12 protein-coding genes are annotated in these 16,313 nt (G+C 68.6%); 8 read left to right on the top strand and 4 right to left on the bottom strand.

Annotated elements, in window-relative coordinates; genetic code table 11:
* Positions 1-378: 378 nt before the first annotated feature.
* Entirely contained in the window at positions 379-615 is a 237-nt protein-coding gene (locus tag PV721_RS31755; RefSeq protein WP_319730419.1) for a helix-turn-helix domain-containing protein, read from the top strand.
* Positions 616-684: 69 nt separating this feature from the next.
* A complete protein-coding gene (locus tag PV721_RS31750; protein ID WP_319730416.1) occupies positions 685-1,962 on the top strand; it encodes a site-specific integrase in 1,278 nt (425 codons plus the stop codon).
* 12 nt (positions 1,963-1,974) lie between these two features.
* Here PV721_RS31750 and PV721_RS31745 read toward each other — a convergent pair whose 3' ends face one another.
* Together PV721_RS31745 and PV721_RS31740 are read right to left on the bottom strand one after the other, a co-directional pair.
* Positions 1,975-3,504 (bottom strand): helix-turn-helix domain-containing protein, encoded by a 1,530-nt coding sequence (locus PV721_RS31745; protein WP_319730414.1) that lies wholly within the window; start codon positions 3,502-3,504, stop codon positions 1,975-1,977.
* A gap of 252 nt (positions 3,505-3,756) precedes the next feature.
* Positions 3,757-4,593, bottom strand: coding sequence for a DUF6585 family protein (locus tag PV721_RS31740; protein WP_319730412.1), 837 nt, complete (start codon positions 4,591-4,593; stop codon positions 3,757-3,759).
* A gap of 587 nt (positions 4,594-5,180) precedes the next feature.
* On the opposite strand from PV721_RS31740, the gene acnA reads away from it, so the two are divergent.
* The 4 genes from acnA to PV721_RS31720 all read left to right on the top strand — a co-directional run bounded on the left by acnA (position 5,181) and on the right by PV721_RS31720 (position 11,542).
* The gene (acnA, locus tag PV721_RS31735; protein ID WP_319730410.1) at positions 5,181-7,910 is read left to right on the top strand and encodes an aconitate hydratase AcnA; all 2,730 of its coding nucleotides are present in this window, start codon (positions 5,181-5,183) and stop codon (positions 7,908-7,910) included.
* Between the two features lie 299 nt (positions 7,911-8,209).
* A complete protein-coding gene (ngcE, locus tag PV721_RS31730) occupies positions 8,210-9,637 on the top strand; it encodes an N-acetylglucosamine/diacetylchitobiose ABC transporter substrate-binding protein (protein WP_416371226.1) in 1,428 nt (475 codons plus the stop codon).
* Between the two features lie 20 nt (positions 9,638-9,657).
* Positions 9,658-10,602: a sugar ABC transporter permease gene (locus PV721_RS31725; RefSeq protein WP_319730405.1), complete on the top strand. Its 945-nt coding sequence runs from the start codon at positions 9,658-9,660 to the stop codon at positions 10,600-10,602.
* Between the two features lie 13 nt (positions 10,603-10,615).
* Complete coding sequence (locus PV721_RS31720; protein WP_319730402.1) at positions 10,616-11,542, top strand: carbohydrate ABC transporter permease; 927 nt, start codon at positions 10,616-10,618, stop codon at positions 11,540-11,542.
* A 9-nt stretch (positions 11,543-11,551) separates the two neighbouring features.
* Here the strand turns inward: PV721_RS31720 and PV721_RS31715 are convergent, their stop codons facing one another.
* Complete coding sequence (locus tag PV721_RS31715) at positions 11,552-12,445, bottom strand: hypothetical protein (protein ID WP_319730399.1); 894 nt, start codon at positions 12,443-12,445, stop codon at positions 11,552-11,554.
* Positions 12,429-13,247, bottom strand: a complete 819-nt coding sequence (locus tag PV721_RS31710; protein ID WP_319730397.1) for a hypothetical protein — start codon at positions 13,245-13,247, stop codon at positions 12,429-12,431. The genes PV721_RS31715 and PV721_RS31710 overlap by 17 nt, the downstream gene beginning before the upstream one ends.
* Before the next feature lie 564 nt (positions 13,248-13,811).
* Here PV721_RS31710 and PV721_RS31705 point away from each other — a divergent pair.
* Both PV721_RS31705 and PV721_RS31700 read left to right on the top strand, forming a co-directional pair.
* On the top strand, positions 13,812-15,026 hold the full coding sequence (locus PV721_RS31705) for an ROK family transcriptional regulator (RefSeq protein ID WP_319730395.1): 1,215 nt from the start codon (positions 13,812-13,814) through the stop codon (positions 15,024-15,026).
* Between the two features lie 117 nt (positions 15,027-15,143).
* Positions 15,144-16,259 carry a substrate-binding domain-containing protein gene (locus tag PV721_RS31700; RefSeq protein WP_319730392.1) on the top strand — a complete coding sequence of 372 codons (1,116 nt, stop codon included), beginning with the start codon at positions 15,144-15,146 and terminating at the stop codon, positions 16,257-16,259.
* Positions 16,260-16,313: the final 54 nt, after the last annotated feature.

The raw sequence follows: 16,313 nt of genomic DNA, 5'->3' as shown, positions 1-16,313 counted from the left end.
ACCCCCGCCTCACCCCCGCAGCCTGAAAACCCCCGAAACCTCTGACAGAACTGACAGAACCTCCCGACGAGGCCCCTGACCTGCGAAAACGAGCACTTTCGGAGGTGTGACAAAACCTCCGAAAACTCTGACAGAACTCCAAAAACCTCGCCGCGGTGCGAGCCGGCCGGTCTGACAGAACCTAGGTTTTCGAGGTTCTGTCAGAGTTTTTTGAGGTTTTGTCACGCGGACCGAACCCGCCAAAACCGCAGGTCAGAGGCCAGATGACGAGGTTCTGTCAGTTCTGTCAGTACTTTCCGGGGTTTTCGAGCCCCGGACCGCACTGAAGGAGCCGGCTAGCCCCCGGCTCCTCCCGCCACCCGACCCGCCGGAGGAGCAATGCCCGCCCGAAGCGATTCCCGCGCCATCCTGCGCGGCGGACTCCCAGACCGCTACCTCACCCCTGACGACGTCTCCGAACTCCTCGACGTCCCCGTGGAAACCCTCTACCAGTGGCGAAAGAAGCGGACTGGGCCGCCCGGATTCCGTGTCGGTAAGCACACCCGGTACGACCCCGCCGACCTCTACGACTGGATCGCCGAACAGAAGCGCAACGACATCAGCCAAGCCGCCTGACCAACCACACCACCACTGAGGGCGGGCCCACCCGGGCCCGCCCTCAGCACTTCCCCAGAAGGGCCACACGTGGCAGGACACATTCAAGACCGCTGGTTCAAGACCGAGACTGGCACCGACGGCAAGGCCCACCGGGTCAAGACCGACCGGCACGGATCCGGGATGCGGTACCGGGCTCGCTACGTCAGCCCGACCGGTGCCGAGAAGAGCAGGTCGTTCCCCGACAAGCAGAGGCGCCTCGCCGAGGCGTGGCTGACCCAGATCGCCGCCGACATGTCGCGCGGCCAGTACATCGATCCCGCTGCGGGCAAGGTGACGTTCCAGGACTACGCCACCACGTGGCTGGCCTCCCAGACGACCGACATGTCGACGATCGACGCGATCGACCAGCGCTTCCGGCTGCACATCTTCCCGCACATCGGCCACCGCCCCATGAGTGCCTTTCTGCCGGCGCACATCCGGGCCTGGGGGCGCATCCTGCAAGACGCGGGACTTGCAGCTTCGTACCAGCGGGTCATCTTCGCCAACGTGTCAGCGGTCTTCGGCGCCGCCGTCGATGACGGCGTCATCCACCGGAATCCCTGCCGTGCGGCATCAGTTCGGCCGCCCCGCCGGGACGTCAGGAAGCTCAAGCCGTGGCCGCGTGAACGCGTCCTCGCGGTCCGCGAAGCCTTGCCTGCGTCGTACCGGAAGGTGGTGGACATCGGCGCGGGATGCGGCCTGCGGCAGGGAGAGATCTTCGGGCTGGCCGTCGATGAAGTCGACTTCCTCGGGGGCGTCGTGCACGTCGTACGCCAGGTGAAGATGGTCAGGGCGAAGCTGGTGTTCGCTCCGCCGAAGGGCGGGAAGCTCCGTGACGTGCCTTTGCCCGACTCCGTTGCGTTCGCGCTCGCTGAGCACATCACCCAGCGGCCGCCGATCAGTGTCACGCTGCCGTGGAAGACGCCGGATGGGCCGCCGGTCACGGCTTCGCTGCTCTTCTACTCGCGCGAGCGGAAGACGGTGAACCGCAACTTCTTCAACATGCGGGTGTGGAAGCCGGCATTGGTCACGGCCGGCGTCATCCCGCCCCGCGAGCCGGGGGAGCGGTTCACTCAGTCGCGCGAGCACGGGATGCACGCCTTACGACACTTCTACGCGTCCGTGCTGCTGGACGCGGGGGAGAACGTCAAGGCCCTGTCCGAGTACCTGGGGCACGGCGATCCGGGGTTCACCTTGCGGACCTATACCCACCTCATGCCCAACAGCCAGGCACGCGCGCGAAGGGCCGTCGACGGGGTCTTCCGCGAGGGCGGAGACACCGGCGACGGCCCACAGACGGCCCAGGAGGACGGCAAACCGTCCTGACCTGCGGCTTGCTCAAATGTCGCGGAAGATCTCGATCTGGGCGCCCACCGAGTTGAGGCGTTCGGCCAGTTCCTCGTAGCCGCGGTTGATCACGTAGACGTTGCGCAGGACCGAGGTGCCCTCGGCGGCCATCATCGCGAGGAGGACGACCACCGCCGGGCGCAGGGCCGGCGGGCACATCATTTCCGCCGCGCGCCAGCGGGTGGGGCCCTCGACCAGGACGCGGTGGGGGTCCAGGAGTTGGAGGCGGCCGCCGAGGCGGTTGAGGTCGGTCAGGTAGATGGCCCGGTTGTCGTAGACCCAGTCGTGGATCAGGGTCTGGCCCTGGGCGACGGCGGCGATGGCCGCGAAGAACGGGACGTTGTCGATGTTCAGCCCGGGGAACGGCATCGGGTGGATCTTGTCGATCGGGGCTTCGAGCTTGGACGGGCGGACGGTGAGGTCCACCAGGCGGGTGCGGCCGTTGTCCGCGACGTACTCCGCCGAGCGGTCGTGGTCGAGCCCCATCTCCTCCAGCACCGCGAGCTCGATCTCCATGAACTCGATCGGCACCCGGCGGATGGTCAGCTCCGACTCCGTGACGACCGCCGCGGCGAGCAGGCTCATCGCCTCGACCGGGTCCTCGGAGGGGGAGTAGTCCACGTCCACGTCGATGTTCGGAACGCCGTGGACGGTGAGCGTGGTCGTGCCGACGCCCTCGACCTTGACGCCCAGCTCCTCCAGGAAGAAGCACAGGTCCTGGACCATGTAGTTGGAGGAGGCGTTGCGGATGACGGTGACGCCGTCGTGCCGGGCGGCGGCCAGCAGCGCGTTCTCGGTGACCGTGTCCCCGCGCTCGGTCAGCACGATCGGGCGGTCGGGGGAGACCCCGGCCTCCACCTTCGCGTGGTAGATGCCCTCGGTCGCGGTGATGTCCAGGCCGAAGCGGCGCAGGGCGATCATGTGCGGCTCGATGGTGCGGGTGCCGAGGTCGCAACCGCCCGCGTAGGGCAGGCGGAAGTGGTCCATCCGGTGCAGCAGGGGGCCCAGGAACATGATGATGCTCCGGGTCCGGCGCGCCGCGTCCGCGTCCATGGCCTCCAGGTCGAGGCGGGCCGGCGGGATCAGCTCCAGGTCCACGCCGTCGTTGATCCAGCGGGTGCGGACGCCGATGGAGTTCAGGACCTCGAGGAGGCGGTAGACCTCCTCGATGCGGGCCACCCGCCTCAGCACCGTACGGCCCTTGTTGAGCAGCGAGCCGCAGAGCAGGGCGACGCACGCGTTCTTGCTCGTCTTGACGTCGATGGCGCCCGACAGCCGGCGGCCGCCGACCACGCGCAGGTGCATCGGGCCGGCGTAGCCCAGGGAGACGATCTCACTGTCGAGCGCTTCACCGATGCGGGCGATCATCTCAAGGCTGATGTTCTGATTGCCGCGCTCGATCCGGTTCACGGCACTCTGGCTGGTGCCGAGTGCGTCGGCGAGCTGACTCTGTGTCCAGCCCCGGTGCTGACGGGCGTCACGGATGAGCTTGCCGATGCGTACGAGGTAGTCGTCTGCCATGGGGGCACGTTATCTCAGATATGAGATGAGTCCCGCTCCGGGTATGCCGGATGGGTGTGTCGGATGGGTGTTTTGTGTGTTATTGACCGTCAGGTCCCATGGTGGGGTCCCCGTACGCGCGATGCGCGACGATCCGGCCGGGCAGACGGGTGAGCTGCTGCTGCTGGTGCCGCTGGTGCCGCTGGTGCGCGGACGGCGGGGCCGGGAGCTCCTCCGGGGCCGCGCAGAGGAGTTGCTCCCCGGCCGCCGGGCTCAGCGGCGGCCCGCTCGCAGGTGGTCGACGAGCGTCAGGAAGACGGGGAAGCCGTTCACCAGCCCCACCGACACGGTGGCCAGCGGCTGCTGCCGGCCCATGACCCTCAGCGGGGCCGTGCCGTTGCCGTACGAGACGGCCTCGATCCTGTCCCAGGGCTCCGACCGGCCGCCGGCGGTGACCGCCTCCGTGCTCAGCGAGAACGGGCCGAAGACGACAGTGCCGCCCGCCCGGATCGTCGCGAGCGCGCCGGGCAGCTGCGCCCGGGCCGCAGCCTCCTCCACCACCGGACCCCAGCTCTGCGCGTGCGGGAACTTCGCGCCGGGCAGCAGGACCGAGCCGTCGGGTCGCGGCAGGGTGCAGTAGTGCTGCGTGCCCGTGTAGGTGCCGTCGAGGTAGCGGGCGACGCTGTGCCGCCGGAGCTGCAGACCGTCCCCGCGGCAGGCGACGGTCCGGCCGTCGGCGTCGGAGACCACCACGCCCCGCTCGAAGAGGTCGAGCCGCGCGTACTTCCCGCGGGCGGCGAGGAGGAGCACGGCAGGCACCCCGAAGGACGCCGCCGTCACGGCGGCCAGCACCGACAGGACGCGTTGTGCCAGGAGGGCGCCGGTCGGGACGAGCGCCGCGCAGACGCCCGCCGCCCCGGCCGGACCCTCCCACGCCCGGGAGCCGGCCGAGGCGTAGCCCGTGGTGTGCCCGCCCAGGCCCTCCTGTTCGGCCGCCAGCCGGGCGGGCGCCGGCGCGCCGGCCGCGCTGGGCCCCTTGCCCGCGTCCTTCGGATCGAGGGGCACCAGGGCGGGACCGGGCGGCCGTGCGTCGGTCCTGCCCGTGGCCACCCGCCCCGTCGACCACCGACGGCGTGGTCCGGGATCCCTCGGCATTCGGGACGGTGGTGACCACCGGGCGGTCACGACCCCCCCTCGAACACGGCCACGGCCGAGTGCGTCGTCCCCAGGTCGATCCCCACCGCACGTGCCACGTCGCCCCCTGACCCGGAAACCCCAGCCCCCACGAGCAGCAGGATAGGGACGAAGGGGGCCGCCGCTAAGGGCGTGCAGGGGGGCTCGCCGGTGGGGACGAGCCCTGCGGGGCCGGACGAGCCGGCCTCGCCGGAACGCTCCGTGATCATCGTCACGACCGGGCGGCCGCACGGGAAAGGGGAGGCGTCAGGCGTCGGCGCCGGTCGCAGGGGCCGGGTCGGAGCATGCGGGAGCATCCGGTCTGCGGACCGGGCAGGCCTTCCCCGGGGTGCGCGCCTCGTCCCCGGACCCGGACATGTACTAGAGTTATCTCGACATCGAGATATCTGCCGAAGGCGTACCGCAGCCGCCCCCGCTGGTAAGGGTTACCTAACTTAGCCCTACCTTAGCGGATTGGCCAAGGGGCGTGGCGGCAAGATGCGGTTATACGCGCGAATTCATGCATGAAGGAGACTGTCGTGTCGGCGAACAGCTTCGACGCCCGCAGCACGCTGCAGGTGGGCGACGAGTCGTACGAGATCTTCAAGCTGGACAAGGTCGAGGGCTCCGCCCGCCTTCCCTACAGCCTGAAGGTCCTGCTGGAGAACCTGCTCCGTACCGAGGACGGCGCGAACATCACCGCCGACCACATCCGGTCGCTCGGCAACTGGGACTCGCAGGCCCAGCCCAGCGAGGAGATCCAGTTCACGCCGGCTCGCGTGATCATGCAGGACTTCACCGGCGTTCCCTGCGTCGTGGACCTCGCCACCATGCGTGAGGCCGTGAAGGCCCTCGGCGGCGACCCGTCGAAGATCAACCCGCTGGCCCCGGCAGAGCTGGTCATCGACCACTCGGTCATCGCCGACAAGTTCGGCACCCCGGACGCCTTCCTCCAGAACGTGGAGCTGGAGTACGGCCGCAACAAGGAGCGCTACCAGTTCCTGCGCTGGGGCCAGACCGCCTTCGACGAGTTCAAGGTCGTCCCCCCGGGCACCGGCATCGTCCACCAGGTCAACATCGAGCACCTGGCGCGTACGGTCATGGTCCGGAACGGCCAGGCGTACCCCGACACCCTCGTCGGCACCGACTCGCACACCACCATGGTCAACGGCCTGGGCGTGCTGGGCTGGGGCGTCGGCGGCATCGAGGCCGAGGCCGCGATGCTCGGCCAGCCGGTCTCCATGCTGATCCCGCGCGTCGTGGGCTTCAAGCTGACCGGCGAGCTGCCGACCGGCACCACCGCCACCGACCTGGTGCTCACCATCACCGAGATGCTGCGCAAGCACGGCGTCGTCGGCAAGTTCGTCGAGTTCTACGGTGAGGGCGTCTCCGCCACCTCCCTCGCGAACCGCGCCACCATCGGCAACATGTCGCCGGAGTTCGGCTCCACCGCCGCGATCTTCCCGATCGACGACGAGACGCTGAAGTATCTGCGCCTGACCGGCCGCGACGCCCAGCAGGTCGCTCTCGTCGAGGCGTACGCCAAGGAGCAGGGCCTGTGGCTGGACCCGGCCGCCGAGCCGGACTTCTCCGAGAAGCTGGAGCTCGACCTCTCCACGGTCGTCCCCTCCATCGCCGGACCGAAGCGCCCGCAGGACCGCATCGTCCTCGCCAACGCCTCCCAGCAGTTCGCGCAGGACGTGCGCAACTACGTCGAGGACGACGACGAGGCGGGCAAGGAGTCCTTCCCGGCCTCCGACGCCCCGGCCGCCGTCAACGGCGTGCCGACCCGTCCGACGCTGGTCACCCTGGCCGACGGCTCCTCCTTCGAGATCGACCACGGCGCCGTCACCGTTGCCGCGATCACCTCGTGCACCAACACCTCGAACCCCTACGTCATGGTCGCCGCGGCGCTCGTGGCCAAGAAGGCGGTCGAGAAGGGCCTGTCCCGCAAGCCGTGGGTCAAGACCACCCTGGCCCCGGGCTCGAAGGTCGTCACCGACTACTTCGACAAGGCCGGCCTGACCCCGTACCTCGACAAGATGGGCTTCAACCTCGTCGGGTACGGCTGCACCACCTGCATCGGCAACTCCGGTCCGCTGGACGAGGAGATCTCGAAGGCGATCAACGAGCACGACCTTGCGGTCACGTCGGTGCTCTCCGGCAACCGCAACTTCGAGGGCCGGATCAACCCCGACGTCAAGATGAACTACCTGGCCTCCCCGCCGCTGGTCGTCGCGTACGCCATCGCGGGCTCCATGAAGGTGGACATCACCAAGGACGCCATCGGCACCGACACCGAGGGCAAGCCGGTCTTCCTCCAGGACATCTGGCCCTCCGAGGCCGAGGTCAACGACGTCGTGGCGAACGCTATCGGCGAGGACATGTTCAACAAGTCCTACCAGGACGTCTTCGCGGGCGACGCCCAGTGGCAGGCGCTGTCGATCCCGACCGGCAACACCTTCGAGTGGGACCCGCAGTCCACCTACGTCCGCAAGCCCCCCTACTTCGAGGGCATGACGATGGAGACCACCCCGGTCTCCGACATCGCCGGCGCCCGCGTGCTGGCGAAGCTGGGCGACTCGGTCACCACCGACCACATCTCCCCGGCCGGTGCGATCAAGGCCGACACCCCGGCCGGCAAGTACCTCACCGAGCACGGCGTCGAGCGCCGCGACTTCAACTCGTACGGTTCCCGCCGTGGCAACCACGAGGTCATGATCCGCGGTACGTTCGCCAACATCCGCCTGCGCAACCAGATCGCGCCGGGCACCGAGGGCGGCTTCACCCGCGACTTCACCGTCGAGGGCGCGCCGGTCTCCTTCATCTACGACGCCTCGCAGAACTACCAGGCCGCCGGCGTCCCGCTGGTCATCCTGGCGGGCAAGGAGTACGGCTCCGGCTCGTCCCGCGACTGGGCGGCCAAGGGCACCGCGCTGCTCGGCGTCAAGGCCGTCATCGCCGAGTCCTACGAGCGCATCCACCGCTCCAACCTGATCGGCATGGGCGTCCTGCCCCTGCAGTTCCCGGAGGGCGCCACCGCCGCCTCCCTGGGCCTCACCGGCGAGGAGACCTTCGCCTTCACCGGTGTGGAGGAGCTGAACAACGGCACCACCCCGCGCACCGTCAAGGTGACCACCGACACCGGTGTGGAGTTCGACGCGGTCGTCCGCATCGACACGCCGGGTGAGGCGGACTACTACCGCAACGGCGGCATCATGCAGTACGTGCTCCGGAACCTCATCCGCGGCTGAGCCACCGCATAGGCGCCGAAGGGCCGTACCCCCGTCAAGGGGGTACGGCCCTTCCGTTCGTCCGGCGGCGTGTCCATGTGACGGACAGGTCTCAACTCGGAAAAACTGGCGGCCATAACTGTGCATGATCTTGCTCACACGAGCGGAAGTGGACTATACCTGTGCCCGTCCGGATCACCGCGAGACGAGTGGCTCCGGGCCGGGGGACGGGCGGGGAGCTGTGGTGATGTCCGCATGCACGGCAACCACCGTGAATCTCCGGCCTCCTTCACACTTCTGACGAAGGCGAGGACATGAGCATGGGATCCACTGGTGAGGGCCTCGGACGCCGCGACCTGATCAAGCGCTCCGCAGCACTCGGACTGATCACGGTGCCGACGATGAGCTTCCTGTCCGCCTGCGCCTCCGGCGGTGAGGAGAACTCCACGAAGGGCCCGGCCAAGGCGCCGGTGACCAAGGAGAACCCCTTCGGCGTCGCGAAGGGCGGCAAGCTGGACGTCGTCGTCTTCAAGGGCGGGTTCGGCGACGACTACGCGAAGGCCTGGGAGGCCGCCTTCGACAAGAAGTGGGGCACCACCAGCTCCCACCTGGGCACCCAGGAGATCACCGCCAAACTGCAGCCCCGCTTCAACGGCGGGAACCCGCCGGACGTCGTCGACGACTCCGGTGCCCAGAAGATCCCGCTGGACGTGCTCGGCAAGGGCGGCCAGCTCGCCGACCTCAACGCCGTGCTCGACGCGCCCTCGCTCGACGACCCGAGCAAGAAGGTGCGCGACACCCTGGTCGACGGGGCCGTCGAACAGGGCATGCTGGGCGGCAAGTACGTCGTCCTGAAGTACGTGTACGCCGTGTCCGGCTTCTGGTACTCGGGCAAGCTCTTCAAGGAGAAGGGCTGGACGGCGCCCAAGACCTGGGACGAGTTCCTCGCCGTCTGCACCAAGGCCAAGGAGGCGGGCATCGGCGGCCTCGCCCACCAGGGCAAGTACCCGTACTACATCAACGTCGTCATCATGGACCTGATCGCCAAGAAGGGCGGTCTGGATGCGGTGAAGGCGATCGACAACCTCGAACCGAACGCCTTCGAGGGCAACGCGGCCGCCCTCGCCGCGGTCGAGGCGGTCTACGAGGTGGTCGAGAAGGGCCTGCTGATGCCGGGCACCAACGGCCTCACCCATACGGAGTCCCAGACGGCCTGGAACCAGTACAAGGCCGCCTTCATCCCCTCCGGGTCCTGGCTGGAGAACGAGCAGCTCAAGCAGACCCCGGAGGACTTCGACATGAAGTTCCTGCCGGTGCCCCTGCTCGCCGACAGCAAGATGCCCCTCGAGGCCATCCGGGCCGGCGTCGACGAGCCGTTCATCGTCCCGGAGAAGGCCGCCAACAAGGCCGCGGGCCTGGAGTTCCTCCGTTCGATGCTGTCCCGCGAATGGTCGACGATCTTCGCCCAGCAGGCCAACTCGCTCACGGTGGTCAAGGACGGCGTGGATCCGAGCGTCAAGCTGCGGCCGGGCACCCAGTCGGCGGTCGAGGCGCTGAAGGCCGCGGGCAGCAACACCTTCAGCTACCGCTACCCCGACTGGTACAGCGAGATGGACACGGAGATCCAGAACGCGTCCAATGAGCTCATGGCGCAGCGGATCCAGCCCAAGGAGTGGATCAAGCGGGCCCAGGCCGCGGTGAACAAGGCGGCTCAGGACCCGAACGCCAAGAACAACAAGCGCAGCTGACCACCGCAGGGACGGACACCATGAGCCATGTAGCCCAAGGGAGGGGCAAGTACGGCTTCATCGCCGGCTTCCTCTTCGCGCCCCTCGCGCTGTACCTGACCTTCGTCATCTGGCCGTACGTGCAGACGTTCGGCTACTCCTTCACCAACTGGACCGGGCAGTCGCCGACGTTCGACTTCGTCGGCACGGACAACTACGCGGCCCTGCTGAAGGACGAGGTCTTCCGCGGCGCGCTCTGGCACAACCTGCTGCTCCTGGTGTTCGTCCCGCTGGTCACCATCCTGCTCGCCCTCTTCTTCGCCTTCATGGTGAACGCGGGCGGGCGCGGCGGGGCCGGCGGAGTGCAAGGAGTCGGCGGATCGCGCTTCTACAAGGTCGTCTACTTCTTCCCGCAGGTCCTTTCCCTCGCCATCCTCTCCGTGCTCTTCGGCGCGATCTACCGCAGCGACGAGGGCGGCCTGCTCAACGGCTTCCTGACCGGGCTCGGCCTGATCGACGCGAACCACCCCGTCGAATGGCTCAACGAGCCGAACCTCGTCCTCTGGTGCCTGCTCCTCGTCGTCGTCTGGCACGGCGTCGGTTTCTACCTCGTCCTGTTCTCCGCGGCCATGCAGTCCGTCCCCAAGGACATCTACGAGGCCGCGCTGCTCGACGGCGCCGGGCGCGCCCAGACCTTCTTCAAGGTCACGCTGCCCCTGCTGTGGGACTCTGTGCAGACCTCCGCGGTCTATCTGGGCATCGCCGCGATGGACATGTTCGTGCTGGTGTCGACCATGACCTCGGGCCAGTTCGGCGGCGGACCCGACCACCACAGCGAGGTCATGTCCACGGTGCTGATGCGCAACTTCCTCTACTTCGGCAAGAGCGGGTACGCCTGCGCCATGGGCGTGGTCATGCTCGCCCTGACCATGATCCTCTCCGTCATCACGCTGCGCGCCACCCGCCGCGAGCGCATCGAGTTCTGAGCGGGAGACCTCCATGACCACAGTGATCAAGGCTCCGGGCGAAAAGGCCGCGGAGCAGCCCGGCGGCGCCGGACGGACGGGGAAGCGGGAGGGGCGCCGCTCCGAGGGGACGGCCCTCAACGTGTTCTCGCACGGCTTCCTCGTCGTCTGGGCGATAATGATCGTGCTGCCCCTGATCTGGCTCGCGCTCGGTGCCTTCAAGACCGACGCGCAGATCGGCGGTTCGGCCCTGAGCTGGCCCTCCAACTGGCACTTCGACGCCTTCGGGCGGGCCTGGACGAAGGGCATCGGGGGCTACTTCGCCAACACCCTCATCGTGCTGGTGTTCTCGGTCCCGCTGACCATGCTGTTCGGCTCCATGGCCGCGTACGTGCTGGCCCGCTACCCCTTCACGGGCAACCGGCTCATCTACTACTTCTTCGTCAGCGGGGCGATGTTCCCCGTGTTCCTCGCGCTCGTACCGCTCTTCTTCATGGTCAAGCGCTTCGACATGCTGAACACCTACCAGGGCCTGATCCTGGTGTACGTCGCCTACTCGATGCCCTTCACGGTCTTCTTCATGCACTCCTTCTTCCGGACGCTGCCGACGGCGATCCACGAGGCGGCGGTCATCGACGGGGCCTCCGACACCCGGATCTTCTTCCAGGTGATGCTGCCGATGGCCAAGCCCGGCCTGATCAGCGTCGGGATCTTCAACGTCCTGGGCCAGTGGAACCAGTACATCCTGCCCGCCGTGCTGATGCAGCCGCAGACGAGCGCCGACCCCGAGCGGTACATGCTCACCCAGGGGCTCATCCAGCTCCAGTACCAGATGGGCTACGAGACGGACCTGCCGGTGCTGTTCGCCGGCGCCACCATCGCGATGGTCCCGATGCTGGTGGTCTACCTCTCCTTCCAGCGCCAGATCCAGGCGGGCCTCACCTCGGCGACGCTGAAGTAGCCCCCCGGGTCAGGAGCCGCCGGTGACCTTCCGCAGCTTGTACAGGTAGCCGGAATCGGGGCGGCCGATGTTCTGGTGGATCCGGGGCTCCCGGTCGGTGCCGCCGACGCTCCACGCCGGCCAGGAACACCCCGGGACCTGTACGCGGACCTTCTGGGACCAGACGCTCCGCCCGGGCTCGTACGACCAGGTGCCGGAGCCCGAGCACTGCGGTGCCAGGACGTGGGGGTCGTCGCCGGGGCGGTGCTCGGCGACGCCGAAGGCCGTGACCCGGCCGTCCGACGTGAAGACCAGCTTTCCCTCCGTGTGGTCGCCCCACGTGCCGGGCATGGTCGCCGGACCGATCTTCGGCGGCTCGTACGCGGGCAGCAGGCCGGCGGTGAGGCCGAGCGCGCCGAGGAGGCCGGTTCCCACCACCAGGGCCGTGCCCCCCAGGGCCACGCGCCGCAGCAGTTCCGGGTGCCGGAGCCGGGCGATCAGGCCGCCCGCCGAGAGCGATGCCGTGGCGATCGCCCAGAAGACGCGCACGGGCGGCGTCTCCACGTCGTTGTACGACGCGAAGGCCCAGATCGGTGCTGCGACCAGGGCGGCCGTCGTCAGCGGCACCCACCACCACGCCTCGCGGCCGCCGATCAGGCGGCCGAGCAGGTCGGCCAGCGCCACCGACGGCAGCACGAAGACCAGGGTCAGCAGCACCGCGATCACCGCGACGATCATGCTGAGGGAGAGCAGGGACCCCACCAGGGCGGTGTGGTCGACCGGGGTGTCCGGCGGCGGCTGCGTCTCGACGTACAGGAAGATCACCACGACGGTGAGGGCGACCTCCAGACAGCCCACCAGCACCGAGACCAGCAGCACCAGGCCGTACGACCGCTTCTCGTGCTTCTCATGCTCCTCGTGCACGGCCAACCCCCCTCGTGGCACGGCGAAACGAACGCGTCCGCCCGGCCGGCGGTGCGCCCGGATCCATACTGCCAGCCGGACTGAACGTGTTCAATTCATTCTTGTCGCGCGGAGTGCCGACGGTGCGGGCGACGGCGAGGACCCGCAGGCCCCGGCGGTTGTCGTCCTCCGCGATCCGGGTGACGTGCCACCGCAGCTGCTCGGTCAGCTCGACCGTCCCGCCGCGGTCGGTCATGTGCGTGCAGAGGTCCAGGACCTCCTCGACGGCACCCTTGGCGATCACGACGTGCTCGGTGCGGCCGGGGTCGCCCACCATGCCGTTCCGGTTGAGGATCACGGACATCCGGCGCCGGGCGAAGTCGAAGGGGATCTCGTCGACCATCGAGAACCGGGCGTCGACGACAACCTCCTCGGCCTCGTCGACGCGGTCGATGACCGCCCGGTCCATGAGGTTGCGCAAGCCCGTCTGGAAGTGCGCGTTGAGGTAGCCGTACTCCAGCACCTCGTCGTCCTCGTCGCCGTGCACGTCCAGGTAGCGGTCCAGGGCGATCCGGTCCTCGGTGAGGGTGCCGGTCTTGTCCGTGCAGAGCACGTCCAGCGCGCCCAGGTTCTGGATCGCGTTGAGCCGTTTGACGACCACCTTGCGCCGGGACATGGCGACCGCACCGCGCGCCAGGTTGGCGGAGACGGCCATCGGCAGCATCTCGGGGGTCAGGCCGACGGCGACGGCGATGCCGAAGAGGAAGGCCTCGTCCCAGGTGTCCGGGCAGCGCGGAGCCGCGCGGTCATGTGGAGTGATCACGGGTCGGCGCGGAGCGGCCGGGAGGGCCGCGGGACGCGCCGGCGGGCATGGGGGAGTGGCCCGGGGCGCGCCTCAGCGGTGGCTGGGGGAGGCCCGGGGAAGCGTGCCCGGCGGAGCTGCCGGGGGACGCGGAAGGAAAGAGAATGGAAAGAAACGCGACGACGCACGGGACAGCGGTGAACCGCGGCCGTGCGCACTCGGGCAGGGGTCAGCTGATCAACAGCAGGTCAGCCGATGAGAGCGCGGCAAGGACTTCGGTCGGGACTCATCCCGAACACCTCCTCGCGCAGCGCTGTCATGGCAGGCGCCCGATCCGGCCGGGAAAGGCCGCAGAGGACCGGCGCCTCGGCGACCGTGGCACGATCTAGGGGGCCGGTTCTCTCCCCCTTTCGGTCAGTACTGGCCGTTTCGTGCCGTGTCAGCCTCTTGACGTGTGGATGCGCAAAGGCTCGACTTAAGGTTCACAAGTTGGAGAGACGCCGGGGTCTCGAAGCGCGAAACCGCGACGTGTCCCGGCCGGGGGGCGACGGCTCGCCGTCGCTTATGGGCAGGAGTGGATGAGTCGTGCAGACTCCCGGATCGCAGTCCTCGCTGCATCGCGCGAATCTCGAACGGGTCGTGCGGGCGGTGCGGCTCGCGGGATCGCTGACCCAGGCGGAGATCGCCCGCACCACCGGACTGTCGGCGGCCACGGTCTCCAACATCGTCCGAGAACTGAAGGAGGGCGGGACCGTCGAGGTCACCGACACCTCCGCCGGCGGCCGGCGCGCACGCAGCGTGTCGCTCAGCGGTGACGCGGGCATCGTCATCGGCGTCGACTTCGGCCACACCCACCTGCGGGTGGCGGTGGGGAACCTGGCGCACCAGGTGCTGGCCGAGGAGTCCGAGCCGCTGGACGTCGACGCGTCCTGGGCGGACGGCTTCAACCGGGCGGAAGCCCTGGTCGGGCGGCTGATCGCGGACATCGGGGTGGGGCTGGAGAAGGTCATCGGCGTCGGCCTGGGCGTGCCCGGTCCGATCGACGTGGAGTCCGGGACCCTGGGCTCGACCGCGATCCTGCCGGGCTGGGCGGGCATCAACCCGCGCCAGGAGCTCTCGCAACGCCTCGGCGTGCCGGTGTACGTGGACAACGACGCGAACCTCGGCGCCCTCGGTGAACTCGTTTGGGGGAGCGGGCGGGGAGTAAAGGACCTGGCCTACATCAAGGTGGCCAGCGGCGTCGGTGCGGGCCTGGTCATCAACGGCCAGATCTACCGCGGGCCGGGCGGCACGGCGGGGGAGATCGGGCACATCACGCTGGACGAATCGGGCCCCGTCTGCCGCTGTGGCAACCGCGGCTGCCTGGAGACCTTCGCCGCCGCCCGCTACGTCCTGCCGCTGCTCCAGGGCACGCACGGGCCGGAGTTGACGATGGAGCGGGTGGTCGAGCTGGCCCGCGAGGGGGACCCGGGCTGCCGCCGCGTGATCACGGACGTGGGCCGCCACATCGGCAGCGGCGTGGCAAGCCTGTGCAACCTGCTGAACCCCAGCCGGGTGGTGCTGGGCGGCTCGCTGGCGGAGGCCGGTGAACTCGTCCTGGCCCCCATCCGCGAATCGGTGGGGAGGTACGCGATTCCCAGTGCGGCCCGGCAGTTGTCGGTGCTGACGGGGTCCCTGGGCGGGCGGGCCGAGGTGCTGGGCGCGCTGGCGCTCGTACTCAGCGAAATGGGCGATTCGACACTTTTGTCAGACCATGGAAGTGGAGTGCGAGCTCCCGCCGTCTTGCCTTCAGGTAGATAACGGATGGCACCGTTGTCATCTCGTTAAGGATTCACTCCTTGACGGCAAAACGCGGCCGGGGTTGACTCACATCCACCTCGGCCGCAGTGCTGCGGCCTCGTCAGGGAGGTTCAAGTAATGAACACGCGTATGCGCAGAGCCGCCGTAGCTGTTGCCGCCGGTGCCATGGCCGTCTCGCTTGCCGCTTGCGGCAGTGCGAAGGAGGCCGGCGACACGGCCAAGGAGTCCTCCGGCGCTGCCAAGGGCGACGCGATCAAGGTCGGTCTGCTCCTGCCGGAGAACCAGACCGCGCGTTACGAGAAGTTCGACAAGCCGCTCATCGAGAAGAAGGTCGCGGAGCTCACCGGCGGCAAGGGCAAGGTCGTCTACGCCAACGCCAAGCAGGACGCGACCACGCAGAACTCCCAGGTCGACACGATGATCACCAACAAGGTGGACGTCCTGATCGTCGACGCGGTGGACTCCAAGGCCATCGCGGGCTCGGTCAAGAAGGCGAAGGACGCCGGCATCCCGGTCATCGCCTACGACCGTCTGGCCGAGGGCCCGATCGACGCCTACACCTCCTTCGACAACGAAGAGGTCGGCAAGGTCCAGGGCAAGGCGCTCCTCGAGGCGCTGGGCGACAAGGCCAAGGACGGCCAGATCGTCATGATGAACGGCTCGGTCACCGACCCGAACGCCAAGCTCTTCAAGTCCGGTGCGCACTCCGTCCTCGACGGCAAGGTGAACGTCGGCAAGGAGTACGACACCGTCGAGTGGAAGCCGGAGAACGCCAACACCAACATGGCGGCCGCGCTCTCCGCGCTCGGCAAGGACAAGGTCATCGGCGTCTACTCCGCCAACGACGGCATGGCGGGCGGCATCATCACCGCCCTCAAGGCGGCCGGCGTCTCCCCCCTGCCCCCGGTCACCGGCCAGGACGCGGAACTCGCCGGTGTGCAGCGCATCGTCGCGGGCGAGCAGTTCATGAGCGTCTACAAGCCGTACGCCCCCGAGGCCGAGGCCGCCGCGAAGATGGCCGTCGCCCTCGCCAAGGGTGAGAAGCTCGACGGAGTCACCACCTCCACGGTCGACAGCCCGACCACCAAGGGCATCGCCTCCGTGCTGATCCCGGTCGTCTCGCTGACCAAGGGCAACATCAACGACACCGTCGTCAAGGACGGCGTCTACTCGGTCGCAGAGATCTGCACCGACAAGTACGCGGCCGCCTGCGCCGCCCTCGGCCTGAAGTAGCGGCCCCCGTCGCCTCCTCGCGAGGCGACGGGGGCCGCTACTTCAGGCCGAGGG

Origin of the sequence: Streptomyces sp. MB09-01, from assembly GCF_033794505.1 — a bacterium.
Lineage (GTDB): Bacteria > Actinomycetota > Actinomycetes > Streptomycetales > Streptomycetaceae > Streptomyces.
The sequence above is the reverse complement of the archived record's forward strand: the minus strand, read 5'-3'. Positions and strand labels throughout refer to the sequence as shown.